Source organism: Acinetobacter corruptisaponis, from assembly GCF_030053775.1.
Taxonomy (GTDB): domain Bacteria; phylum Pseudomonadota; class Gammaproteobacteria; order Pseudomonadales; family Moraxellaceae; genus Acinetobacter; species Acinetobacter corruptisaponis.
On record NZ_CP125669.1, the window covers coordinates 642,395 to 667,940 of the forward strand.

Genomic DNA, 25,546 nt, shown 5'->3' on the forward strand with positions numbered 1-25,546 from the left:
TAAATTAAGTAATATTTCTGTCAATAAATTAAAATTAAATTTTTAGTAATATTTTTAATTGGTATTTACACGACACTAAGTTCATAAAACTTGCGCCACAGTTCCAAACCTGTTTGATCCAGTTGTTGCACACTCAGGGCAAATTGTTCCCTAAGCTGTACATCAACAAAATCCTCAGGTAATAAAGGATCGTTCATGAGCAGAGAAATTGTCTGGCGACCTAATAATAGTGATTCCCGCGCGGCATCCTCCAATGAGATTCGGTCAACCGTAGCCAACCATTTCTGAATCATTTGGCTATATTTCTCATAGTTCTGGTTGAGTGTTTGTGTTGACCATAAAGTGGGAATCGTTGCCAAAGTCTTCTCATCAAAATGACTAATCTGGCAAATCTTGGCACTCATTTCCAAACCTGAAGCCTTTAATTCGGAAAAAAGATGATCAAATGTAATCGCCAAATTATCGGGACGAATATAAATCCCCTGTTCCAACTCCTTAAAGCCAAAACGTTTTAATGCCCGTTCACGACGGTTCAACGCAGTACGGTCAACTCGTCCCAGCTCACCTGTAAAAACAGCAAGATATTGATGTGTCCATTTCTTGGTCTGCTTAATCCCGTTCTTACGGTTCAGCATCACATTGGCCCATTCATGCGACTGGACCGTGAATTGATAGACACCGCGCTCAATTGCCTCGATCACGCCATCACCAGATAGACGGGTTACGGCAACACGGATACTGTTTTCACTAATCTCAAAAAGCTTGGCAGCAATAATAATTTGTTTAATTGAGATCTCTCGACCTTGTAGCCCTAAAAGTAGATCAATAATCAAGTCTCGGGCATTCATTTTAGCTATTGTCATCTTATTCTAGAACCAGTTTTAAAATATGAAATATTGGAAAAAATAAAGAATGGGAATTTTAACCGAATCCGCCTCTTTTAACATCTCTGCAAAAGAGACGGGTTTCAATTTTAAAGGAAAATGAATAATAAAATCACGCCAAGCACGATACGGTACCAGGCAAATACACGTAAGGTATGACGCTCAACAAATTTCACCAAGGCACTCACCACCAGTAATGCGGCAATAAAGGCAGCAACAAATCCCACCGCGATATTCAGCATATTGTCCTGTGTCAGTACATCGGCATTACGAATAAGGTCAAAGGTTGCCGCACCCAGCATGGTTGGCATGGCCAGAAAGAAAGAAAACTCCGTCGCAGCTTTACGTGATAGGCCTGAAAACATTCCTCCCACAATAGTGGCACCTGAACGTGATGTTCCTGGAATCATCGCCACACACTGCGCGCACCCCACAAGAAAAGCCTGTTTATAGGTGATCCTGGTTGCCTCTGTGGTCTTATGCTCAAACTTGATTGACTCCACCCAGAAAATGATGAGGCCACCGACAATCAAGGCAACCGCCACCACAAGTGGGCTAAACAAAACACTCTTAATGAAATCAACAGCAAACACCCCAATCATCACAGCTGGGAAAAATGCAATCAGAACACTAAAAGCAAAGTGTCGTGCCTCTGAATCACCACTAAAAAAACCTTTTAATAGATCAACAATTTTTTGGCGATATAACCAGCAAACTGCCAGAATTGCCCCAAGTTGGATCACGACTTCAAAGACACGGCCATCGTCTGAATGGAAGTCAATCATATGACCAAATAAAATCAGGTGCCCTGTACTTGAAATGGGTAAGAACTCTGTCAGCCCCTCAATAAACCCTAAAAACAACGCCTTTAAAATTTCAATGTGTTCCATAACTTACTCGAAAGCACCCATATAAAATTCAATAAAAAAATTAACGGCAAGCTTACCTTGAAATAGGCATTTTTTATGTGATTGTCACGTAACGTTTTTAAAAATATGGGGACTTTTGAAATTCTAGCCTAACATGCTGTTAGATATAAAAATTTGGAAATTTATCTTAAATAATCATCAAGCTATTTTTTTTCTGCATTTGCTCAACAACTTCACGGGTATCAAAGCCCAAACGCCAGTACAATAGCTCTAAAACATCTAGTTCATCTTGAGTAATGATTCGGTCACTCCATAGGCATCGTTCTGCAATTGCTAAAATATTGAGGCGATCACGCAATAACAAACCTGAAACATCATTCAGGATTTCAGCCAGATCTAGTGGCTCATCCGAGATATCAGCATAAGTCTGCATTTCTTCCTGGGTTAGAAGTTCCTGCAAAATCCGTTCACGGACCTCAAGCTGATTCGGACTGTTAATTTGCTGTACATGCAGCAATGCATCAATCAAATGCACAATCTGGGATTTTACATCCTCAAAGGCTGTCGGCAAATGTGCTGGCATCAAGTTCAACTCATATTTTACCCGTTCCAGCAATAGTGCATCCAGTAAGCCAACCTCACCATCCTCCTGAATAATACAGGCCAGTTTGGTTAGAAACTGACGTGCAATACTAGTAGGCATATGACCAATGTTCTTGCAGGCATCATGGAAAATCTGCACATGAATCCGCCCATCCAGATTTAACAATGCATCCACAATCGCATGACTCACCGCCGCATCCTGCGGAATAAATTCACGGTACTGACGGATCATCAGGATCGCCACCATCACTTCTCTTGAACCCGTCGCGGTCTGCATGGCACGCTGAATCAGTTCAGGACGCTTTTTATTTTTCCGCATCTCAGGATTGAGTGGCTTGATCGCATCATTCAAGGCAAAGCTTATCGGTGATAAGCGTAGCAAAGGCAATGGTTGTGGGGAACTCCATGCCATAGTGATATCAGTAGCTTCCTCTTCTAAAGAACGAAATAAGCTAAATAGAGGTCGATTGCGTATTTTTCTTAAATTTTCTAATTGCAAATCCTGTAATAAACTTGGATTTAACTCATAAATTCGATCTTTAATACTTGGATGAATATTCAGCCAGCTTTGCGGACTCAGTGAGTTGGCAAAGCACATATGCGAAATTGACTCAGAGTATGCGCTGTGGATTTGGGAACCTGAATGATGCACATAAATTCGTAGCAAGGTTTGAATATTGGCGTTGTTGTTCATCAAACGCATGGTTTTCAGGTCATTGCGAAAGGTTCGTCCACTTAAGGTGAGATACTTGATTAAACGGGTGATCAGGATACCCAGACTGCCAATCAACCAAATCACTCCACCGATTGCCACAAAAATGGTCTCAAATTTATTACGGTAAGAAGTTGCATAGGGATTGTAACCTGCCTGTGCAAGCTTGCTGCCCCATTGGCTAAACGTAGTCAAACCACTATATAGAATTTTAAGTTTGGTATTTTCAACTGCTTCACCTGATAGAATCTGGTTAAACTCATAACTCAACAGACCATACAGCTCAAGTTCATCCAAATTTTGCAATGCCCCCCAGGTCAGGATAATCACGATATCCTGCGACCTGAAACCAGCAGTTAAGGCATTTACCCCGACCTCATCAGGCAATACATACACTGCAGGGGTATCAATCGCAAAGCTGCGTGCAACCTGTTCCACCACTTTTAAAGCGGTACTTTCTTCAGGGGTACTTTCATCGAACACCAGACGGCGTGCTTTTAACTGCTTTGCAAGGGAATGCCCCCCTTTACGCAGCACATACAGTTCAGCACTAACAGACCAAACCATTACACACAATAATAGGCAGACGAAATAAGGACTTAATACATGCCACCAGATTGGCTGGGTATAGTCAAAAAAATGAACCACCAAACCCAAAATCAAATTGAGAATAAAAACAGTTAATGCCATAGCAAGCAGGCAAAAGCTGACTGACCATGCAATATTCTTATTTTCAATTAAATAATGGCTCATTTCTTTCAATGTAAATTTTCCTTATTACATTGTTTCTGTCAGGGGCTCAAGTGCCCCTCAGTATCATAAAATAAAAAAGCGGGAAATTCCCGCTTTTCTAGAGATTAAAATGCTTACTCTTCCTTAACCCCTGTTAAGTCCACTGAAGCGGCATCAATATTTACATCAATGTAGCCATCGGCTTTCTTTTTTGCTGTGTCATTACGTTTTTGCTCAAGCTCAGCAAGATATTCCTTGTCGATACCACCCGCCACATAGACTCCATCAAAAACAGAGCAATCAAACTCTCTCAGATCAGGCACTTTACTGGTACGAACCGCATTTTTCAAATCTTCAAGATCCTGAAAAATCAAACGGTCTGCACCAATAATTTCACGGATTTCCTCAACAGTACGATCAGACGCAATCAGTTCAGACTTTGCTGGCATATCAATACCATACACGTTTGGATACTTCACCATCGGTGCGGCGGAGGCAAAAAATACTTTCTTTGCACCTGAATCACGCGCCATCTGAATGATTTCATTACAGGTGGTACCACGTACAATCGAATCATCCACCAATAGAACATTTTTGTCCTTGAACTCAAGTTCCACAGGGTTTAGTTTCTGACGAACTGATTTTTTACGCTGCTGTTGACCAGGCATAATAAAGGTACGTCCGATATAACGGTTTTTCATAAACCCTTCACGGAACTTCACACCCAGAATATTCGCCAACTCCAAAGCAGAGGTACGGCTGGTATCAGGAATTGGAATCACCACATCAATATCATGTTGCTCACCCCATTCTTGCAGAATTTTATGGGCAAGTTTCTCCCCCATTTTCAAACGCGCTTTATATACCGAGATTCCATCAATCGTGGCATCTGGACGGGCAAAATAAACATATTCAAAAATACAAGGGCGGTATTCAGGGTCAACTGCGCATTGTTTTGAGAATAACTGGCCTTTGCTGTCAATGAAAATCGCTTCACCTGGCGCAATATCACGCTCAATCTTAAAGCCAAGCGCGGTAATCGCTACTGATTCAGAGGCAATAATATATTCAGTGCCCTGCTCAGTTTCGCGTGAACCATAAATCAGTGGGCGAATCCCATTTGGATCGCGGAAACCGACCAGACCATGACCTGTAATCATTGCAACTACGCCATAGGCACCCTTACAGCGCTCATGTACACGGGAAACAGTATGGAAAATATCTGCTGGTGTCGGGTTTAATGTGCCAATTTTCTGTAATTCATGTGCAAACACATTCAACAGAACTTCCGAATCGGAGTCGGTATTCATGTGACGCAAATCTGTCTTAAACAGATCTTCATGAATTTCTTCGGCGTTGGTCAGGTTACCATTGTGTGCAAGGGTAATACCGTATGGAGAATTCACATAAAACGGCTGCGCCTCCGCACTGCTGGATGAACCCGCGGTTGGGTAACGAACGTGCCCAATCCCGTAGTTACCCAACAATGCACGCATATGGCGGGTATGGAACACATCACGCACCATGCCATTATCCTTGCGGAGAAATAAACGCCCTTGATGACAAGTGACGATTCCCGCTGCATCCTGTCCCCGATGTTGCAACATCGTCAAAGCATCAAATAACATTTGGTTCACTGGCGATTTACCGGCTATCCCAACAACTCCACACATAGCAACCTCGCGACAAGCTAGGAACGGGGTTTAACCCCAATTAATAAAAAGGATTTTTCGTCGAATGATCAGAACGCTGATCGACCGCAGCACGTTCTGACTCGTCCATTTCGGTTGAAGGGCGATGTAACAAGGCACCTTCAGATGTCATTTGATGTAAAGCTTGATTTGCAGCATCTTTAGAGATTTCTGTTGCTAAAGGTGCATAGGGTAATAGGATTTGTACAAACTTGGACTGTTTCCAGTGTGGCGAGCTTTCCACCCACGGACCAACGCCCTGCATGGTGACCAAAACAATCAGTAGGCCTTTTAGGGAACCAAATGCACCACCTGCTAAACGATTTAATGGGCCCAGTTTCAAACTTTTCAAGAGGCCATTCAGCAGTGCCGAAACAATCCAGGTACACACCACAATGATCAGTACGATAAAAGCGAAAGCTGCAATTTTTTGCACGACAGGGTCTTGGCTTAGGCTGCTCATTGCAGGCGCCAATATAACAGCGTATTTGGCCCCCACGATCAATGCGAATATCCATCCGACCAAGTTCGCAAAGGCTTTGATAAATCCTTGACGCAAACCGTTCAGCCCTCCAATGAGCAAGATGATCACAATAATGATATCAAGCGTGTTCATTTCACACTGTCATCGCATTAACACAGTCTTTAACCAATGTTGGGCCAGCATAAATCAGCCCACTATAAACCTGAACAAGGCTCGCGCCTGCCTGTTGCTTCGCCACAGCCTGCTCACCCGATAGAATGCCACCCACCCCAATCAGTGGAATCTGGCCATCCAGCACTTCGGCAAACTGGCTTAAACATTCGGTACTTTTCTCAAATACTGGCGCACCCGACAAACCGCCCGCCTCATTGCCATTCGGCAGGTTTTCCACACCATCACGACCAAGTGTGGTGTTGGTGACAATCAGGCCATCAATCTTGAACTTGAGTAATTGCACTGCAATAAAATTAATGTCTTCAGGTGTTAAATCTGGCGCAACCTTAAGTACCAAAGGAACATAATGCTGATATTGTTGCGCAAGTTCCAGTTGGCGACCTTTCAAGGTTTGTAGCAACTCTGTAAGTGCATCACCACTTTGTAAACTGCGCAAGTTCTTGGTGTTTGGAGATGAAATATTGACAGTGATATAGGATGCGTAGTTATAGACCTTTTCCAGACAGATCAAATAGTCGGAAACAGCATCCTCAACAGGTGTATCGGCATTTTTACCAATGTTGATGCCTAGCACACCCTTGAATTTTGAGCCTTTTACATTTTCAATCAGTTGCTCCACCCCGTCATTGTTAAAGCCCATGCGGTTAATAATTGCCTTTGCTTCAGGAATACGGAATAAACGGGGCTGGGGATTGCCTGCCTGTGGGCGTGGGGTAATGGTGCCAATCTCAATAAAGCCAAAACCCAATGCAGCCAATGCATCAATGTGGGCACCGTTTTTATCCAGACCAGCGGCAAGACCAACGGGGTTTGGAAATTCAATGCCCATACATTTTACAGGTTTAGCGGCAACTTTCTGGTGCATAAAGCCAAGTTTATGCGCTTTATCAAGCATGGAGAGTGTGAGTTCATGTGCACGCTCTGGTGCCAAAGTAAACAACAAAGGGCGGGCCAATGAATATAACATACCAATCACAGTCTACTGATTTTTCAAGTAAGCGTATTATAGGCATAGGCTCCACAAAACGCCATGCTTGGCAGAGAGTTATTTTTAGCGTCTACTGAACTGTTGCCGTTAATTTAATCTGGCCCGTATTGGAAACCATGTCCATTTTTTCAATACTCAGCCCCATCTGCGACAGTTGCATTAAAAAGTTGGCAAGTACTGCATAGTTCTGATGTTCCGCAACAATTTGAATCTGCTCCCCATTTTGCTGCGAAGAAACCGCCAAACCTTGCTGCTGTGCTGTACGCTGGATTTTATCCGCCGCGGAAAGCCCAAGATCATTGGCAGGCTTCATGGTGGCGGCATTACTCTGCATCCAGACCGTTAAATCCTTGAGCTCATTTAAACGCTTTTGTTGCTGGTTTGCCAAAGCATGCATTTTCCACAAGGCGGAACCAACAATCACAACGATTAAAAAAACAGTTGTAAAAACCACCATCACGCGCTCACGCACTGATAGGCTCTGTAAATATTGATTCAGCGCCTCAGCTTTCTGATCAAGACTATTTTGTAATTGTGTGAACGCTTTCATTATTTTACTTTGACCATCCCAATCGCACCGACACTATCCGCCTGTACATTTCCGAGTTCCGCCTGAAAACCCTGCTGATTCAACTGCTGTGCCAATGCCTGCAAGTCATTTGCCGATTTTGCCTTTAACGACATTGCCAATGTTGAAGCATCATAACTAACCTGCTGGGCGACAATCTGTTTCTGCATCAGGATTGGTCCTACCCGACTGAGCAAGGACAATGCCTGAGTATCTCCAAGCTGACTCATGCGCAACTGGCTTTCAAACTGGCTTTTAATGTTCTGCTCAGTCACACGGGTATTTTCACCAAACCAATGTTTATACTGATCGATCGCCTGTACAGCAGTTTGATCCGCCACCTTTCTCAGCTTTGACCAGCGCAAGGCATCATAACCCAACTGCACCAGAATCACCGCCAATAAAACGGCTGCCGAGGCTTTCCAGTAGCCTGACCATTGTACATCGGCATTTTTTGCCTTTGGCAGCACATTAAATGGATATTGCTTTGGTCTTTGGAGCTGCTCAAATTGGTAGCTAAACTCGGTACGTTGATCCTTGCTTGATGCTACTGCCAAAATATCCAGTTGGCCTGCACTGAGATTGGCAAATTTATATTGCGTTTCTGGTGACTGAAATTCCAGAAATAACCCTAAATCATCAACCGAGTTACCTGACCAGACATTTTCCCTCATCAGTAAATGGTCATACAGATTCACCAGCACCACTTCATTTTGTTCTGGCTCAGGCAGAATCAGAAAATCAGGCAAGAAAGCGACAATCTGGATCGGTAAAAGGCTTAGTGCATGCTGCCAAGTTTCAATGGTAAATTGCGCAACACCTAAAATATTGAGCTGATCATGCTGAAAATGATGTACCACTTTCATCTGATCAATCGGCAAGGTCACAAACTCTTCTAACAGATATTTAATGCCCTCCTGCCCCAATTGCTTGTAATGCGCCTTTGTCATGGGTTGCTGCAACATTTGGGCATTGCGGCTAGGAAAATAGACCACCGCCTCTTTTCCACTATGCGCTTGCAGGTCCTGAATGAGTTGTTCAAGACTGTTTGCCTGCAACCAGTTTTCCCCAGCCGACCAATACCATGTTCCATTGGTTTCGGGCATCCATAAATACAGCATCGGTGTTCAGTATCCTTATCCTGTTGAGGATAAATAAAATTTATATTGTTGGTGTAAAACGATTGTTCTGCGTTGATAAACCATTCGCAATCACAGCCTGATCATAAATACGTGCTTCAGCCAATGCAAATGGATTAAAGCTTTCATGGGTCAATTGTTCTGCAATATGTGCCACCACATTCATGTGACACACCACCGCAATCGACTCATATGGAAGCTTGGATAGCCATTCTATGGCATCTTTGGCATTATCATCGGGTTTAATTTTATCGCAGATTAACACAGGAATTCCTTGAAAATGTGCCTTGATATGTTCCAGCGTTTCCTGCGCGCGCAGTAATGGACTGACAATAAAAACCTCAGGCTGAATCACATCTTTGAGAAAGTGCCCTGTTTGCTCAGCCTGTTGATGCCCACGCGCTGTGAGTGGGCGCTGCATATCATTTCCATTCACTGCTGGAGACGCTTCACCGTGACGAACTAAAGTGAGTTGCATAATCATTCTCTAATTTTTTTCTTGATTCAAAGCATAACAACTTTGGATGACAATTTTTTGATTAAACCTCATGATGAGGTAAAACAAATTCAACATCGCTACGATGGCCATTTTTCATTAAGGACAAGGCAATGGTCATTGGCGGTGCATTTTCAAAAATCACCTCATACAAGGCATTGGTGATTGGCATATACACATCCAGCTCCTGTGCCTTGGTACGCACCTGTACAATGGTGTTGATGCCCTCGGCGGTTTGTCCCAGTTCTTTAGTCGCCTGATCCAGTGTTTTACCTGAACCCAGGGCAAAACCGATCTGATAGTTACGGCTTAATGGACTGTTACAGGTCGCAAATAAATCACCCACACCTGACAACCCTAGAAATGTCAATGGATTGGCGCCCTGCTTCACCGCAAATCGGCTCATTTCAGCCAAGGCACGGGTTAAGATCATACTTTTGGTATTTTCACCAATGTTATAGGCAGCGCCCATCCCCATTGCCACCGCATAGATATTTTTTAGCGCACCGCCCAGTTCCACACCATGCACATCATCACTGCCAAAAACACGGAACAATGCACTATGCAAGGCGTGTTGCACTGCATAGCGAACCAGTTCAGATTCACTGGCAATCACTGTACCCGATGGCATACCCGCCATAATTTCTTTTGCCAAGTTTGGCCCTGATAGAACCCCATAAGGCACTTCAGGTAATTCTGCGCGGATAATATCACTCATGAAACTAAAGGTTTTAGCTTCAATCCCTTTGGTCAGTGAAACCACTGCCTGCGCACTAATAAACGGTGCAATTTTCTTCAATACATCACGGAATGAATGACTTGGAATCGCCACCAAAATAATGTCACGATCACGTACAGCCAATTCCAGATCAGAAACCGCACGCAAACCTGTTTCCAGTGTGTAATCAGGCAAATAGCGCTTGTTGATATGCGTTTGATTGATTTCCTCAGCAACAGCCTCATCACGAATCCAGATCATGGTGTCGCAGCCATTACGCACAGCCAGATTCGCCATCGCCGTACCAAAACTCCCCCCACCCAGCACTGTAATTCTTAATGCTGTTTTCTGGTCTACAGCTACGGGTTCAACCAAATCACTAAACTTCAACTCTGTCATTTTTTATCCTGAAACAAATTTCTAATCATTCACAAATAAGATTTAGATGGCCTGCCATACTTTTAAAAAGTCCTGACTCTCTATTTCGGCACGTGGTGCAATCGCTTTGGCCGCAGTTCCCACATAGATAATACCTGAGATCAAGTCCTGCTCCTTTAGGCCCAATTGCTGTTTTAGCCAGTTCGACTCAACCACAGCACCTGAACGCCAAATACTGGCAAAACCTTGTGCCTGCAAAGAAAGCAGGAAATTTTGAATGGCAGCGCCTGTACTTAAAATCTGTTCAAAATGTGGGACTTTTGGGTGGTCCTGAATGGTGGTTAAGGCCAGAACCAGCAAAGGCGCACGAAATGGATGTTGCTTGACGCGATCCAACTGTGCTGGCTCGGTCTCACCTAAATCGGCCAAAGCCTTTGCCAAGTACTCACCAAAAGCGGCACGCTGTTCAGGCGTCACAACCACAAAACGTGTTGGTTTTAAACGATGATGATCGGGCGCCGTGAGTGCGGCCTGTACCGCCTTTTCAAGTTGTTGTGTATTCGGCGCTGGTTCAATAAGTTGTCCAATTGATTGACGTTGATGAATATTATGATGAATGATTTCTATTTTTGAGTCCGTCATTGAAATAAATCTAACTAACACAAGGATTGCGCTAGATTAGCATAATCTGAATGATTTCCACCACGTCCAATCCCTGCTTAATCATTAATTTGAGAAATTTAACAGAGCATCAGCACAAACTGTACATAACCTGCAAAAGCATTCAAAAATTCTATGTTCAAATAATACAATTCTGTCGTAACTTGAGAACAAGCAATGAAAAAAACTTTTATTATGTCTTTACTTGGCGGTTTGGCACTTGGATTAACTGCATGTGCATCCACCCCAACCAATACCTTGGCGATTCAAAAAGAAAACAATCAATATGAAGTCACAGGCATTGGTAAAACCAGCCTGATTGCCAAAAACAATGCGGTCAGTGCCGCACAAAAAACCTGTACCCGCAATACCTCACCTGTCGTGGTTGATGAAAAAACCGCATACCAAGGAGTTTTAAAAGGCGTGGTGGATGAGCAAACAGGAAAAATGGTTGAGGCTGCCGCAGGGGTCATTGGTACACTGACTGGTAAAAACGCTTCTCTGGCAAAAGATGATGACTATCAAACAACCTTGACATTCTACTGCAAAACCAATGGATAAATATAAAAAAGCCGATGTTTAAACATCGGCTTTTTTATTTGCGTCACTTATTGAACTTCGCTCACAGCCACTTCTGAAGCTGCACCCTGTTCCGTAACATCAGTATGGTTTTCATCTAAATTCGGTTTATCAATGGCATCAATCGCAGCCTGTTGTTCTGGACTCGTTTGTGTGACTGAAGTTGTCTGCTCTTGCTGTTCAGTATTTTTCGCTTCTTCTTTCTTTGCACATGCAGTCAGCATGATTGGAGCAATAATTAAAGCGGCAAGGGTTAATTTAAATTTCATCACGGCTTTCCACAGTTACTTGCTTAAGTTGTGACAAGCATATTTCAGATATATGACATTTTTATGACCACAATACCCGCCAAAAACAAAAGAGCCGATCTTCATCGACTCTTCTTTTTAAAACATGCTTATAAATCAAGAGTTAAATCCTGATTACGCACGCTCAAGCAAAACTGCAACTGCTGGAAGCGTTTTACCCTCAACAAACTCAAGGAAAGCACCACCACCTGTTGAGATATAACCAATTTGATCAGCCACGGCATATTTATCAATTGCAGCAAGCGTATCACCACCACCCGCAATCGAGAAGCCAGCAGATTCAGCAATCGCCAAAGAAAGTGCCTTGGTTCCTTCACCAAATTGATCAACTTCAAACACACCCACTGGGCCATTCCAAAGAATGGTTTTCGAAGATTTTAAAATCCCTGCAAATGCTTTTGCTGTTTCTGGACCTACATCCAAAATCATGTCAGTGTCAGTCACATCTGCAACGTTTTTCACAACAGCCTGTGCATTTGCCAATGAACCCAAAAAGTCTTCAAAGTTGATTTGGCTGGCATCAGCAACCACAACATCAGTTGGAAGTGGAACACTGACTTTTGCCGCAATTTGTTTCGCCGTTTCAACCAAATCAGCTTCGTAAAGCGATTTACCCACATTGAACCCAGCAGCAGCCAGGAACGTATTGGCAATACCACCACCCACAATCAACTGGTCACAAATGGTAGAAAGTGAATTTAATACATCAAGCTTGGTTGATACCTTGGAACCTGCAACAATTGCCACCATTGGTTTTTCAGGAGTTTGCATTGCACGACCAAGCGCATCCAACTCAGCCGCCAGTAATGGACCTGCCGCAGCGATTGGTGCAAAACGCGCTGCACCCTCAGTTGAAGCTTCTGCACGGTGTGCTGTACCAAATGCATCCATCACAAACACATCACAAAGTGCCGCATATTTCTTTGCAAGCTCTTCGTTATTTTTCTTTTCACCGTGGTTGAAACGCACGTTTTCAAGCAATACCACCTGACCTGCTTCAACCTCAACACCATCTAAATAATCAGTAAATAACTTTACTTCCTGACCCAATGCCTTGCTTAAATAAGCTGCAACAGGTGCAAGTGATTGTTCTGGTTTTGGCTCACCCTCTACAGGACGACCAAGATGAGAAAACACCATCACTGCTGCGCCTTTATCCAAAGCCGCCTTAATTGTTGGTAGTGCAGCACGTAAACGTGCATCGCTGGTAATTTCCCCATTTTTTACAGGAACGTTTAAGTCTTCACGAATAAGAACTCGTTTACCTGCTAAATCAAGATCAGTCATGCGCTGAAAATTCATGGATGGCTCTCTAGTTGATTTTAAAAACGGCATAATTTTAAATGATTCTCAAAAATAAAGGTGAGTTTTTTTGCAGAAAAGCTGTTGAAAACTGCTATTTTGGTGATAATACTTGGTATTATTTAACTGCAAAATGTTTTATGTCTATTCACCCAGATCCTAAAATTAATCGCTTAAATGTGCTTGGCGAACCTTTAGCCAGTTGTTGCTATGACCCGATTACAGGCTATTTTCGTAACGGTTTTTGCCACACTTCAGTTACAGACTTAGGTCAACACACCATGTGTGCGCAGATGACTTCTGATTTTCTGAATTTTTCACAGAAAGTCGGGAATGATTTAATTACACCATTACCCGAAGTCGGCTTTCCTGGTCTTAAACCCGGTGACTTCTGGTGTATCTGTGTAACTCGCTGGGTTGAGGCCTATCAGGCTGGACATGCCCCACCGATTAAACTGAATGCCTGCCACAATGCAGTGCTGCACTATGTTCCATTGAATATCTTAGTGGAATATGCTGTTTAATGAACCAATTCCAACTGATTCTGGCTTCTAGCAGCCAAACCCGTAAAGACTTAATGGATCGTTTGGGCCTGGATTATCGTTGTATTTCACCTGATATTGATGAATCCGTTCAAGGTGAAACCCATGCCGATGATTTAGCTAAACGTCTCGCTTACGAAAAAGCCCATATTATTGCAGAACAATATCCAAATGCGATTGTGATTGGCTCTGATCAAGTGGCTTGGCGAGAACATGCACCTGATGATTTTATTGGTAAACCGTTAACGGTTGAAAATGCAATTCAACAGTTACAGGCAAACTCAGGCAATACCGTATTTTTTAGCACGGCCCTCAGTGTTCAACATCTTGAATCTGGTTTTAAAACCACATTGGTCGAACATTATCAGGTTAAATTCCGTCAGCTTAGCCAAGCTGAAATTGAACGTTATATTGCAGTTGATCAGCCTTTGCATTGTGCTGGTAGTTTTAAGTGTGAACGTTTAGGCATTAGTTTATTTGAAAAAATGGTTGGTGATGATCAAACAACCTTAATGGGATTACCCATGATTCAACTGTGCAGAATTTTACGTCAGTTTGGAATGAATGCGCCTTGATCTCTACCATTATTTCTATAATTGCCAAATTTTAAGATTTTCATATTCCTAAAGAAAGAAAAACAGGCTTTACGCTTTTAAAAGATTGTTCACGTCGCAATTTTTACTTATTTAAGCACAGTACAGTAAAAAAATATTTATTTTATAAATCAATCACTTAAAACCAAAAATATGATTGACCACCTTATATTCAGATTGCTATAACTTGCTGACTTTCTTCTTTATAAGAGGTTGTCATGACTGATCTCTATTATGAAATGCAGGCATTAACATGGCGAGCAAAACCACCGATTCAACAAGATGCAATCTTAATTGGAAATAAAGTAATTCAGCATGATGGCTTTATCAGTAAACGCTATCTTTATCAAAAAGATGACTATTGGTGTGCTGCGATTTCTGACGGGGTCAGTAGTAGCCCTAAAGCTGAACTTGCTGCTCAAACGGTTCTAAGAAGTGTTTTGACGCAAACGCAAATACAAAATCAAATTCGTTTGCAAACAGTACAGGATGATTTAAGTACTGATTTAGCTAGCAATCTAAACACTTATGGTGCTAGTGCCACCTTGGCAGTCATCACACCATCTAATCCATTTAGTTTTGTCAATATTCAACATTTGGGAGATAGTCGAGTTTATTTATTTAGCAGCCATAATCAACACTGGTATGCCCTGACCCAAGACCATAATTTCCTTACAGAAATGCAGCAAAATGGTGAAGTAGAAATTAAAGAAACTGAACAATATGCCAGTTTCTATTACATGCTGAACCATTGCTTTTGTGCTGACTCTTTACATGATGTTCCTGAATTTTCACCCAAAGAGGAATATTTGGGTGAGGGAGGGAGATGCCCTCTTGATCTGTAGCGATGGTGTGCATGATGTTTTGGAATGCAATCACTGGCGGTCTTTAATGCCTGAAACTCGATTAAAAACATGGTTATTAAATAACCTGAATCACGGATAAGCCATAGACTTGAAAAAGAGAAGGACTAGAGCCATCAGTTAGTTACCACACAAAACTTACGACTCTAGTCCTTATGTTCGATAGTACCCAATTATTCTGTATAATTGATGATTTCTTTCTAAAATTTGAATCAGTTTACTGGAAATTCTTAAAGCAAAATCTTAAATGCCTAAGAATTCGCCCTGCACAGCTCAGTATTTCTGAAATTGTCTTTATTGCAATTTGGTATAAACATTCACATTTCAATAACTTTAAAGCATTCTTTACGGCACTGAGACATAACTATCTTCATTTATTCAAAAGCCTGCCTTGTTACCAACGTATGATTTACCTGATCAATACTCATCAACTGGCTTTACATGCCTTACATTTCGCCCTGATGAAAGATCAGCAAAGTTCTTATTTATGGATCGATTCAACGACATTGGCTGTCTGTAAAAATCAGCGAATAAAAAGACATAAATCGCTAGCAGCAATTGCAACTCGTGGTAAAAGTTCTATGGGTTGGTTCTTTGGTTGTAAGTTGCATGTACTTATGAATCAGTCAGGTGAAATACTCAGCACAGCTTTATCAAATGGGCATACAGCAGATATAAAAATGGTTGAACAGTTAGTCAAAGGAATGACTGCTAAATTGTATGCTGATCGTGGCTATATTAGTCATGAATTAAAGAGTAAATTAAGAGTACAAGATATTGATTTAATTACCTATCACCGAAAGAACATGAAATCTATACAGTTATCAAAAGCAGATGAATACCATCTGAAACAACGCAATAAAATAGAAACTTTATTCAGTTTGCTGAAGGGGGCGTACAATCTAGTGACGACTAGAGCGAGAAGTGTTGCAGGCTATTTAGCTGGTATTTATGCATCTTTATGTGCTTATCAAATATGTCATCAAAACAAGCCGATGATTCGTATTATGGAAATATCGGCTTAAACAAGATTCGGGTTAAATATGAAAACTACCCTCCATCAAAACCATCCTTTTGATAATGTCAGTATGATTTTGATTCGTTTAACACAGGAAAATCCATATGAAGAATAATGAGGAATTATTACAGCAAGCAATTCTTTTTGCCAAAGAACTCGACTACATTTCAGTTTCGGGTTTACAACGTAAATTTTTAATTGGATATCAACAGGCGAATAAGTTACTCGAGTGTTTGATTGAAACTAAAATTTGTGCAGTAGATTTTACACCTCATTATGGTCATTTAGTTTACAAGTAAGGAGTTTCTGATGCCAAGAATACTTAAAAATATAGATCAAATTGCGCTTGAGAAACAACGTGATGTGTTATATGTACTTTTTCATAGTAGTTATAATGATATTTTCAACAATGAAGATCTCACACTTAAGTTTCACTATGAAACCTGTATTGCTCGTCAGCAATTGATTGAATGGTTAGAAAAACATGAAATTGATTTTTCCGAATGTTTTGGCTGGTCATCTCGAAGTGGAATTATGTCAATGCCTTATCTGGGTGAGATTTACCTTGATGTACCCTTTGATGAAGCTAACCCCAAATATCAACTGTTATATAACCACCTAGAAAATTTTGATGGCAGTATGAAAATACAAGGCGTTACTTGGTATTACTGCCCATTGAGTGAGGCTTTAGAAAATCATGCCCAGAACTTAAATGATGATTAATAAGTAAAGGAAATTAAATGAATCTCAATATATCTAAACTACTTAATCAAGTTTCCTATGAATTAAAAGCACTTGAACTAGCACGACAAAAATATAAAAAACAGCTTGCCCCAAATTTTTCAGTATTTAATTATATTTATACAGATGAAATGATGCTAAGTAGAATCATTGCTGATTTATTAAACCCAAGTGGCGATCATGCACAGGAGCATCTATTTCTATCCCTATTTCTTCATCAATTGGATTTACCTGATGATTGGAGAAATATTAATTTAGATCATGCAGACATCACTGTACAAACAGAAAAGACGATCAGAAATGGTCGAAGAATGGATATTTATATCCACATTAAAATCGCTCAGCAAAGCTATGGTATCTGTATTGAAAATAAACCATTTGCTGCGGATGGTGATCAACAATTACAAGATTATGCTAATGAAATGAGCTTTCTTTTTCCTCAAAATTGGCATCTTGTCTATTTATCTGGGTATGGTAATGAACCAGCAAAACATAGTGTCAAACCTGAAATCTTAAAATCATGGTTAGACCAGAAAAATTTCAGCCATATTACTTTTCCTGACTTAATACATTGGTTAAAGCAGTCTTTAACGGAATGTCAAAATGACAAAGTGATTTATTTCATAAAAGAGTTTAAACATTATATTGAAAAGGAATTTTTATCAATGAATGATATTTCAGAACAAAATCATCTTTTAAACATAATCTTACAAGATCCTCAGCATATTCAAGCTACATTTCAGTTATTAGGAGTCAAAGATCAATTACAAGACTCTTTGATTCATAAACTTGAACAACAACTACAGAGTGCTGTCCACCAGAAAGGTTGGTATATTACTGACCATATTTCTCGTGATCACTGGACTGGATTAAATATTTTTTACACACAAAAACATAAGCTATGCTTTAGAATAGAATTTAATCATTATAACTATCGGGGATTTTTTATAGGAATTGCTAAACGAGAGGAAAATCTAGCTGCCCCTGAACTATTCCATCAAATTCATTCAACCATATCAGAACTATTCCCTCATGAAAAAGTTAAACAAAGTGAATGGTGGGCGACATATATTGATCAAAAAGATATATGGGATTGGCAGACACATACCCATGTTTGGTCAATGATTGAATCAGGCGAATTATGTCAACGTATCACGCAATATGCAGAACTTATTTACCAAGCACTAAATCAGAAAAATTTATTAGATGAATTCAATCTTAGTTAAAAAATTTCCCCCATTCACCATTTTATTGAATGGGGGAATTTTGTTAAAACCAGCCTTTTCTTCCCTCTAACACCGCATCAGCACAACGCAAGGCTTCCTGACTCAAGCCCCATAAACGATAATCACCTGTTGCGGAAGTGGTACTAAAATTATGCGTATAAGCGAAACTGAGTGCACGGTCAGGATCACACCACGCACCTGAACCATTAAAACCCATGTGTCCAAAACCATGCGGTGCGCGTTTACCCATCGTTAAAATACGGTGATAACCCAAACGCCAGTGCATCGGAATCGGCATCACACGGTCACGGGCTTTCGATTGTACTGTACTTAACTGCTTAAACACTTCTGGACGAATCAATTGCTGTCCATTCCACTGCCCTTGATTGGCAAGCATTGCATAAACTCTGGCAAGACTATCCGCAGTAAACACCCCATTGGCGGCAGGAATCACTGCTTGCAGGCCTGCATCACTATAAAAGCTAAAGTTACGCATGCCTTTCGGGATCATAGCATCCTGAAAATCTTGCGGGCTTTGCCCAGAAATTTCCAATAGTTTTTCTGACAATGAAACCTTACGTGGTTGATTGCTTTTCTTGGTTTGTGGTTTAGGTGTAACTACTGATTTTGGTTTTTCCAGCAAACGAGCAACCCGATCCAGCTCAGAAGCAGGTACGCCAAAATAAGCACCATTCAATTCAAGTGGTTGAACCAAATAACGTTGCATTAACCAGCTCAGCGGTTGCTTGGCAGCTTTTTCAATCACACCACCGACAATCCATCCATAAGTAAGCGGCTGATATGCAAAACTCTGCCCTGCTGCAAAACGAGGTGTGGCTTTGGCAATGACATCCAGCATATGCGGCCAATCCAGCATTTCCGTTGCTGCATCAATTACATTGCGAATATCAAACAAACCACTTTGATGGGATAAGACATGACGCAAGGTAATGTTGGCTTTGCCATTTTGAGCAAACTCAGGCCAGTACTGTGCAATTGGCGTATCGTAATCAAGTAAACGTTCACTCACCAAGATATGTGCAAGTGTTGCCAATATGCCCTTACCTGTGGAATAGCACATCGACAAAGTATCTGCTTGCCAATCTTGATCTTGAGATTTCTTACCCGTGAAAATATCGACAACTTTCTGGCCTTGAAAATAGACCACCAATGCCGCGCCACCCTGATGGCTGCGTGCATCCTGAAAACGGCTAAACTGTGTAGCCAGATCAGTGAAACGCTCATCAACCTTGCCATGATAATTATGCGTATCGGCAAATAAAATCTCTTTAATCACAGCCCACATCCTTATGATCGTTATGTTTTTAGAATACCCCTCTTGCGAACAAAAGGGATAATTTTAAATATGATCGGTATTAAAGTGCTTTTACTGTACCTGCAACGTGAGGTTTTTGAGATTTCACATTACGAATCAAGAAGTCAGTTTCCTTGCCCTGAGTTGCAGTTAGAAACTCAACTTTTGATGGAAGATACATGGGTAATTTAAACCATACATCTGCTTCATAGGCATCTGCCAGATCAAGGCTTGCCAATGCTTTTGCCTTACTCCACATACCATGTGCAATCGCCTGTTTAAAGCCAAACGCTTTTGCAGTGACTGCATGAATATGGATCAGGTTAAAGTCGCCTGAAATCGCTGCATAACGGCGACCCGTATTTTCAGCAACATTCCACTCTGCTTTTGGCTGATAAGCTGGTTCTTTGGTATCTTTGGCTTTCTCGCCTGCTTTTTTCTCAGTTTTTTGACGTGACAAATACGTGGTTAAACTTTCTGCCACTACTTCATTGCCCACTTTGGCAGTGGTAATGAAGTCAAATTGCAAGCCTTTGTCATGTGGCTTTAGCTCACCAAATTTACAAGACAGGGTGATTTGCTCATTTACAGCAATTTTACGTGTTTGCTTGATCTGGTTACGAATATGCACCAAACCTAAAATCGCAAATGGAAATGCCTCACTGGTCATCATGTGCATTTGCAGACTTTGAGACAATACAGCTAAATAAATTGCTGGCACAAAACCATCATTTTTAAAACCGCAAATCTCGTTATAGCTTTCTAAATGCTTTGTATCAATCTTTAGGGTATCCACCACATATTCTACCTGCGGCAATACTTTCTCACCTTTTGGCTTTTTAAAAATTAAACCCTGAATGACTTTTGGATAAGCTAAATAAGGTTTTGGCAATTGACTAAAATGACGTGCATTCATAATGGACCTTTCAATAATTTTTATAAAAAAGGGATGCAAAAGCACCCCCTTTCAAAACGTTAATGCTTACGCACCCAACAAGCTTTGACCACATACGCGAACAACGTTACCAGTCACACCTGTTGAACCTGTAGATGCAAACCATGCAATCGCCTCTGCCACATCGACAGGTTGACCACCCTGGTTCATCGAGTTCATACGGCGACCAGCCTCACGAATCGCGAATGGAATCGCAGCAGTCATTTGAGTTTCAATGAAACCAGGCGCAACTGCATTGATCGTAATACCGTTCTTTAATGTAGGGGCAGTAAACTTAACTAGACCAATTACACCTGCTTTAGAAACAGCGTAGTTTGTTTGACCCAGGTTACCTGCAATACCACTGATTGATGATACACAAACGATACGACCATTTGCATTTAAACCATCATTTGAAAGTAAGTAATCGTTAACACGCTCAATTGCAGACAAGTTGATGTTGATTACCAAATCCCAAAGCTCTGGCTTCATGTTTGCCAAAGTTTTGTCACGGGTAATACCAGCATTGTGAACAATCACATCCAAACCGCCTTGTTTAGCAGCGGCAGTTTTGATTTTCTCACCAGCATCGGCAGCAGTAATGTCGATTGCCAATACTGAACCACCAATTTCACCCGCAACGCGCTCAAGATCAGCTTGTTGTTGTGGAACATCCAGACAAATCACGTGTGCGCCATCACGAGCAAGAACGTGTGCAATCGCTTCACCAATACCACGGCTTGCACCAGTCACCAACGCTGTTTTACCAGCAAGTGGTTTTGCCCAGTCTAATTTCACTGTTTCTGCTTTAGAAACACGGATCACTTGACCAGAAACGTAAGCTGAACGTGGAGAAATCAAGAAACGTAAAGTTGACTCAAGGTTTGCTTCTGCACCTTGATCTACATAAACCACTTGAGCAGTGATACCTTTCTTGAACTCTTTACCAGCAGATTTAACAAAACCTTCAAGCGCGCGCTGAGCAATTGCCTGTTTTACAGTTTTCGCTGTTTCAGGAGTCGTACCGATCACAATCACACGACCTGAACTTGAAATCTGACGTGCGATTGGGTTGAAGAAGTTGTACAACTCTTTTAACTGTTCAGAATCCTTGATACCAGAAGCATCAAATACCACTGCCTTGAACTTAGATTCTTTGTCATCTGCATTCAAAGGACGAAGATTTAAACCTACTTTTGCAGCAGTTTGTTGTAATTCAACGTTGTTGCCCACGTAGCTATCTGCGTGGATGTTGCTAAGAACTTGAGCAATCGCAGCAGAAATTGTGCTTGATGGCGCTGCGCCAAGCAATACTGCACCATTCACAACAGGTTGAGCACTCTCGAAACGATCTAGCGTAACTGGTGATGGTAAACCTAAATTTTTTACAACAAATTTACCCAAAGGTGATTGTGTAAATGCCTGGTATTGATCGGTCATGGTTATTATCTCTCATACAAATGAATTTTTTACAGATACATGAATCATGTTGGTAAAATAACATGGAATCAGGGTCTGATTGACTCACAGCAAATCATACTTGAGTTCATGTCTGGATGTCTTGACCTGAATGCGGTCTCCAACGTCATTCTAGTCAATACAGCTGCATTGTAAATATGCTATGGTTATAATAAGAATATCGCAATTATGCTTGGAAAAGCCTTATGAGCAAAACAACTCAAGAAAATCCAGCAGTCGAGAATTCTGCTCAGGAAACTGTGTCAAATACATCAAAAGCTACTTCTACCACAGGTAAAAGTGCTGGCACAACTTCTAAAGCAGCAAGTACGACACCAAAAACGACGCGTACTCGTTCTACAAGTCGTAGTACCAAAAGCACTGCTTCTTCTACTTCTACAAAAGCAGCAACAGCTAAAACAACCAAACCTTCTGTTCAACAGGATAAAAGCATGAGCCAAAACACTGTTCGCCGTGTTGCCATTATTGGCGGTAACCGTATTCCATTCGCTCGTTCAAACGGCGCATATTTCACTGCTTCAAACATGGATATGTTCACCGCGGCATTAAACGGCTTAGTTGAGCGTTTTAACCTACAAGGCCAACGTTTAGGTGAAGTGGTTGCAGGTGCGGTATTAAAACACAGCCGTGACTTCAACATGACTCGTGAGTGTGTTTTAAACACTCAGCTTGCACCAGAAACTCCAGCTTATGACATTCAGCAAGCATGTGGTACTGGTTTACAGGCAGCTTTCCTTGTTGCAAACAAAATCGCTTTGGGTCAAATCGAAGTGGGTATCGCAGGTGGTGTAGATACAACTTCTGATGCACCGATCGCTTTTGGTGACGGTTTACGTAAAGCTTTGCTTGAGTTAAACATTGCTAAAACAGGTAAAGACCGCTTAAAGGCATTGAAAAAAATCAACCTTAAAGACTTGATGGATGCGCCTAAGAATGGTGAACCACGTACAGGTTTTGCAATGGGTGACCACGCTGCCATTACAGCGTTAGAATGGGGCATTACCCGTGAAGATCAAGATGCCTTAGCCGCTTCTTCTCACCAGAAAATGGCAAAAGCATACGAAGAAGGTTTCTTTGATGACCTCATCACACCGTTCCTGGGTTTAAGCCGTGACAACAACTTACGTGCTGACTCTAGTGTTGAGAAATTGGCAAAATTAAAACCAGTTTTTGGTAAGGGTGAAGCTGCAACAATGACAGCTGGTAACTCTACTCCGTTAACTGATGGTGCTTCTTGTGTACTGTTGGCTTCTGAAGAATGGGCTAAGGCAAATGGCCACGAAGTTCTTGCCTACCTAACTTTCTCTGAAACTGCTGCGGTTGACTTCGTTGGCAAAAAAGAAGGTTTATTGATGGCTCCTGCTTATGCAGTTCCACGTATGCTTGAGCGTGCTGGTCTTAAACTTCAAGATTTCGACTACTATGAAATCCATGAAGCATTTGCATCACAAGTTCTTTCTACCCTAAAAGCTTGGGAAGATGAGAAATTCTGTAAAGAGCGTTTAGGCCTGGATGCACCTTTAGGTTCTATTGATCGTAGCAAACTTAACGTGAATGGTTCTTCTTTAGCTGCGGGTCACCCATTTGCTGCAACAGGTGGTCGTATTATCGCGACTGCTGCGAAGTTACTTAACCAAAAAGGTTCAGGTCGTGTTTTAGTTTCGATCTGTGCTGCTGGTGGTCAAGGTGTTGTTGCAATTATTGAAAAATAATCGCTAACCTGATCAACAAGGGGCTGGGTCTTTGGATTTAGTCCCTTTTTTATTATAATGATGGTTAAGTAAACAAATACCAATAAAAACATTTATCCTATGCAGTCTTTCTTATTTGATCAACTTTTTTATATAGGTGCCTGGCATCCAATTTTATTGGTTCTATTATTTTTGTTTGGATTTTATCTTGCGGAATTATCTTTTAAAAAGGCTTTAACCAAATATCCCGTTGAAAGCCTACATGGCTATAGAAGAGTATTGAATAGTGTCCTTTGTAGTATTTCATTTTTTACGATGAGCTATGTATTTAACTTTAATTTTATCTATTTTCTTTCTTCCTGTATTTGTTTACCTTATATGATAACTCGAAAAATAAATTATCAAATTACCAACGGGTACTAAACATGTGGTTATTTATTATAAATATTTTCCTATTTTTAGGGCTATGTTTTGTTCTACTGCATTTCTTCGCAGGTGAAGAAGAACATTTACCAATTATTATATTTTTCGCTATTTGTCTTTGGTTCATGAGCTTTATTGTTTGGATGTTACATTTTAAAGATCATGTTCCTGCTTAGACTATTTTGCTCGTTGAAACTTCACATAATAATCATTCAAGATTTTAATTACTTGCTTCAACTCTCTCAAATTTTCTTCTGTATTTCCTAATCGCTCGACAAAACGCTGTGAATGAATTTCTAGATCAATTTTTTCATTAATCTGTGGTGAAATTTCAAAAAGTTTCGCCAAGTTATTAAAATTATCTAGCTTGCGGTTTGAAAAGTAAACTAAACGAGAATCCAATTCATTGAGTACCCGACCATTTAGAATAGGCCCTTTCTCTGGGTTAAATTCTAAATCATGCTCTTTTAAGAACAACTGTTCAGGTGATTCCTTATTGCTTTTAAATAAGCTTGTAAACTGGCTTAACATCTATTAATTCCATTACCTTTAGGGCATTATTAAACCGTTAAACACTTATCATAAGCAACTGACATCATCATTTCCATATAAAAAAAGCATCCTGAACAGATGCTTTCTTATCATTTATTTTCCGTACTGCTTTTTCAGGTACTCAACAATCTTGGCTGACTCAAACATCTTCACGCCTGTATTTGGATCAACCAGATATGGCACCTGAATATCACGCCCCATGACTTCAACCACTTTTTCACGCTTACCATTAGGCAGTGGAATATAGTGGCCTGGCTTTAAACGTAAAACCGCAGGCCCCATATCTTGCCAGCGTTCTTTTGGTACATTATGTAGTACATAAGGGAGTTCTAATTCCGTTAATACTTCACGAACCAAACGTGTATAAGGACTTGCCTCAAAGCTCCACAACTCTAATAACTTTTCTGGTGCAGGGCGATCTATAATCTGTTGGTTAATCCATATACCACGACCCACATTGGCAACTGAAGCCAAAGCCGAAATATACGGAAGCTTTGGATAGTGGCTGAATTTCCTTGGAGTTTGCCCTGTTTTACCATAATGCTTGAATAGGTAATGAATAATCTCTTGTGACTCATAAAGTTGAGTCCCTGTATTTTCATCAATTAAAAATGGAAACTGTTTTTTTCCACCTTTTTCTTTCACGATTTGGCGATACTTCTTCCCACCTTTAGGACATGGATAAATTTCCACATCCAGATTCAGCAAAGTAATGACCTCACGAACACGGCGGCAAAATGGTGAACCCTCAAATTCATATAACTTTAAAGGTTTTGCTGGCTGCTTAGGTTGTGATGTTCCCATCACACCCCGCCCCCCCTCAATCAGGCTTGCGGCAACAGATTGTAAAACCTTAATTTGATGATTCACCATTTTCAGCATAT

General features: G+C 41.0%; 27 protein-coding genes. 9 read left to right on the plus strand and 18 right to left on the minus strand.

Annotated features, from left to right (window positions below; genetic code table 11):
• Nucleotides 1-65 precede the first annotated feature (65 nt).
• The 11 genes from QLH32_RS03210 to QLH32_RS03260 all read right to left on the minus strand — a co-directional run bounded on the left by QLH32_RS03210 (nt 66) and on the right by QLH32_RS03260 (nt 11,078).
• A complete protein-coding gene (locus QLH32_RS03210) occupies nt 66-863 on the minus strand; it encodes a PaaX family transcriptional regulator C-terminal domain-containing protein (protein WP_283268048.1) in 798 nt (265 codons plus the stop codon).
• Nucleotides 864-973: 110 nt separating this feature from the next.
• A complete protein-coding gene (locus QLH32_RS03215) occupies nt 974-1,774 on the minus strand; it encodes an undecaprenyl-diphosphate phosphatase (protein ID WP_283268049.1) in 801 nt (266 codons plus the stop codon).
• A gap of 166 nt (nt 1,775-1,940) precedes the next feature.
• Nucleotides 1,941-3,830 (minus strand): M48 family metalloprotease, encoded by a 1,890-nt coding sequence (locus QLH32_RS03220; protein WP_283268050.1) that lies wholly within the window; start codon nt 3,828-3,830, stop codon nt 1,941-1,943.
• Nucleotides 3,831-3,934: 104 nt separating this feature from the next.
• Complete coding sequence (purF, locus tag QLH32_RS03225) at nt 3,935-5,473, minus strand: amidophosphoribosyltransferase (protein ID WP_283268052.1); 1,539 nt, start codon at nt 5,471-5,473, stop codon at nt 3,935-3,937.
• Between the two features lie 40 nt (nt 5,474-5,513).
• Nucleotides 5,514-6,107 (minus strand): CvpA family protein, encoded by a 594-nt coding sequence (locus QLH32_RS03230; RefSeq protein ID WP_283268053.1) that lies wholly within the window; start codon nt 6,105-6,107, stop codon nt 5,514-5,516.
• A 1-nt stretch (nt 6,108) separates the two neighbouring features.
• Entirely contained in the window at nt 6,109-7,116 is a 1,008-nt protein-coding gene (locus QLH32_RS03235; RefSeq protein ID WP_283268055.1) for a quinone-dependent dihydroorotate dehydrogenase, read from the minus strand.
• 91 nt (nt 7,117-7,207) lie between these two features.
• Nucleotides 7,208-7,687, minus strand: a complete 480-nt coding sequence (locus QLH32_RS03240) for a type II secretion system protein M (protein ID WP_283268056.1) — start codon at nt 7,685-7,687, stop codon at nt 7,208-7,210.
• Complete coding sequence (gspL, locus tag QLH32_RS03245; protein WP_283268057.1) at nt 7,687-8,826, minus strand: type II secretion system protein GspL; 1,140 nt, start codon at nt 8,824-8,826, stop codon at nt 7,687-7,689. The genes QLH32_RS03240 and gspL overlap by 1 nt, the downstream gene beginning before the upstream one ends.
• Nucleotides 8,827-8,866: 40 nt before the next feature.
• A complete protein-coding gene (sixA, locus tag QLH32_RS03250) occupies nt 8,867-9,322 on the minus strand; it encodes a phosphohistidine phosphatase SixA (RefSeq protein ID WP_283268059.1) in 456 nt (151 codons plus the stop codon).
• 61 nt (nt 9,323-9,383) lie between these two features.
• Nucleotides 9,384-10,457 (minus strand): NAD(P)H-dependent glycerol-3-phosphate dehydrogenase, encoded by a 1,074-nt coding sequence (locus tag QLH32_RS03255; RefSeq protein ID WP_279958808.1) that lies wholly within the window; start codon nt 10,455-10,457, stop codon nt 9,384-9,386.
• 42 nt (nt 10,458-10,499) lie between these two features.
• On the minus strand, nt 10,500-11,078 hold the full coding sequence (locus QLH32_RS03260; RefSeq protein ID WP_283268061.1) for a nitroreductase family protein: 579 nt from the start codon (nt 11,076-11,078) through the stop codon (nt 10,500-10,502).
• A 195-nt stretch (nt 11,079-11,273) separates the two neighbouring features.
• On the opposite strand from QLH32_RS03260, the gene QLH32_RS03265 reads away from it, so the two are divergent.
• On the plus strand, nt 11,274-11,657 hold the full coding sequence (locus tag QLH32_RS03265) for a hypothetical protein (RefSeq protein ID WP_267979709.1): 384 nt from the start codon (nt 11,274-11,276) through the stop codon (nt 11,655-11,657).
• A 47-nt stretch (nt 11,658-11,704) separates the two neighbouring features.
• On the opposite strand, the gene QLH32_RS03270 is transcribed toward QLH32_RS03265, so the two are convergent.
• Together QLH32_RS03270 and QLH32_RS03275 are read right to left on the minus strand one after the other, a co-directional pair.
• Nucleotides 11,705-11,944, minus strand: a complete 240-nt coding sequence (locus tag QLH32_RS03270) for a hypothetical protein (RefSeq protein ID WP_283268062.1) — start codon at nt 11,942-11,944, stop codon at nt 11,705-11,707.
• A 153-nt stretch (nt 11,945-12,097) separates the two neighbouring features.
• Entirely contained in the window at nt 12,098-13,285 is a 1,188-nt protein-coding gene (locus QLH32_RS03275) for a phosphoglycerate kinase (protein ID WP_283268064.1), read from the minus strand.
• Nucleotides 13,286-13,425: 140 nt separating this feature from the next.
• Here QLH32_RS03275 and QLH32_RS03280 point away from each other — a divergent pair, with 140 nt between their 5' ends.
• From QLH32_RS03280 to QLH32_RS03310, 7 genes are all read left to right on the plus strand, one after another.
• On the plus strand, nt 13,426-13,809 hold the full coding sequence (locus tag QLH32_RS03280; protein ID WP_283268065.1) for a DUF2237 family protein: 384 nt from the start codon (nt 13,426-13,428) through the stop codon (nt 13,807-13,809).
• Nucleotides 13,809-14,402 (plus strand): Maf family protein, encoded by a 594-nt coding sequence (locus tag QLH32_RS03285; RefSeq protein ID WP_283268066.1) that lies wholly within the window; start codon nt 13,809-13,811, stop codon nt 14,400-14,402. The genes QLH32_RS03280 and QLH32_RS03285 overlap by 1 nt, the downstream gene beginning before the upstream one ends.
• A 236-nt stretch (nt 14,403-14,638) precedes the next feature.
• Nucleotides 14,639-15,265 carry a serine/threonine protein phosphatase gene (locus QLH32_RS03290; protein WP_283268067.1) on the plus strand — a complete coding sequence of 209 codons (627 nt, stop codon included), beginning with the start codon at nt 14,639-14,641 and terminating at the stop codon, nt 15,263-15,265.
• A gap of 173 nt (nt 15,266-15,438) precedes the next feature.
• Nucleotides 15,439-16,308, plus strand: coding sequence for an IS982 family transposase (locus QLH32_RS03295; RefSeq protein ID WP_283266581.1), 870 nt, complete (start codon nt 15,439-15,441; stop codon nt 16,306-16,308).
• Nucleotides 16,309-16,405: 97 nt separating this feature from the next.
• Nucleotides 16,406-16,600 (plus strand): DNA translocase FtsK, encoded by a 195-nt coding sequence (locus tag QLH32_RS03300; protein ID WP_283268068.1) that lies wholly within the window; start codon nt 16,406-16,408, stop codon nt 16,598-16,600.
• 10 nt (nt 16,601-16,610) lie between these two features.
• Nucleotides 16,611-17,024 carry a formyl transferase gene (locus tag QLH32_RS03305; RefSeq protein ID WP_283268069.1) on the plus strand — a complete coding sequence of 138 codons (414 nt, stop codon included), beginning with the start codon at nt 16,611-16,613 and terminating at the stop codon, nt 17,022-17,024.
• Between the two features lie 17 nt (nt 17,025-17,041).
• Complete coding sequence (locus QLH32_RS03310; protein WP_283268070.1) at nt 17,042-18,268, plus strand: PDDEXK-like family protein; 1,227 nt, start codon at nt 17,042-17,044, stop codon at nt 18,266-18,268.
• Between the two features lie 43 nt (nt 18,269-18,311).
• Here the strand turns inward: QLH32_RS03310 and QLH32_RS03315 are convergent, their stop codons facing one another.
• The 3 genes from QLH32_RS03315 to QLH32_RS03325 all read right to left on the minus strand — a co-directional run bounded on the left by QLH32_RS03315 (nt 18,312) and on the right by QLH32_RS03325 (nt 21,957).
• The gene (locus tag QLH32_RS03315) at nt 18,312-19,565 is read right to left on the minus strand and encodes a serine hydrolase domain-containing protein (protein ID WP_283268071.1); all 1,254 of its coding nucleotides are present in this window, start codon (nt 19,563-19,565) and stop codon (nt 18,312-18,314) included.
• A 79-nt stretch (nt 19,566-19,644) separates the two neighbouring features.
• Nucleotides 19,645-20,499, minus strand: coding sequence for a MaoC family dehydratase (locus tag QLH32_RS03320; protein ID WP_283268072.1), 855 nt, complete (start codon nt 20,497-20,499; stop codon nt 19,645-19,647).
• A gap of 66 nt (nt 20,500-20,565) precedes the next feature.
• Nucleotides 20,566-21,957 (minus strand): 3-oxoacyl-ACP reductase, encoded by a 1,392-nt coding sequence (locus QLH32_RS03325; RefSeq protein WP_279958820.1) that lies wholly within the window; start codon nt 21,955-21,957, stop codon nt 20,566-20,568.
• Between the two features lie 224 nt (nt 21,958-22,181).
• On the opposite strand from QLH32_RS03325, the gene QLH32_RS03330 reads away from it, so the two are divergent.
• Nucleotides 22,182-23,708, plus strand: coding sequence for an acetyl-CoA C-acetyltransferase (locus QLH32_RS03330; RefSeq protein ID WP_283268073.1), 1,527 nt, complete (start codon nt 22,182-22,184; stop codon nt 23,706-23,708).
• 579 nt (nt 23,709-24,287) lie between these two features.
• Here QLH32_RS03330 and QLH32_RS03335 read toward each other — a convergent pair.
• Entirely contained in the window at nt 24,288-24,641 is a 354-nt protein-coding gene (locus tag QLH32_RS03335; protein WP_283268074.1) for a hypothetical protein, read from the minus strand.
• A 114-nt stretch (nt 24,642-24,755) separates the two neighbouring features.
• Nucleotides 24,756-25,544 carry a glutathione S-transferase N-terminal domain-containing protein gene (locus QLH32_RS03340; protein WP_283268075.1) on the minus strand — a complete coding sequence of 263 codons (789 nt, stop codon included), beginning with the start codon at nt 25,542-25,544 and terminating at the stop codon, nt 24,756-24,758.
• Nucleotides 25,545-25,546 lie beyond the last annotated feature (2 nt).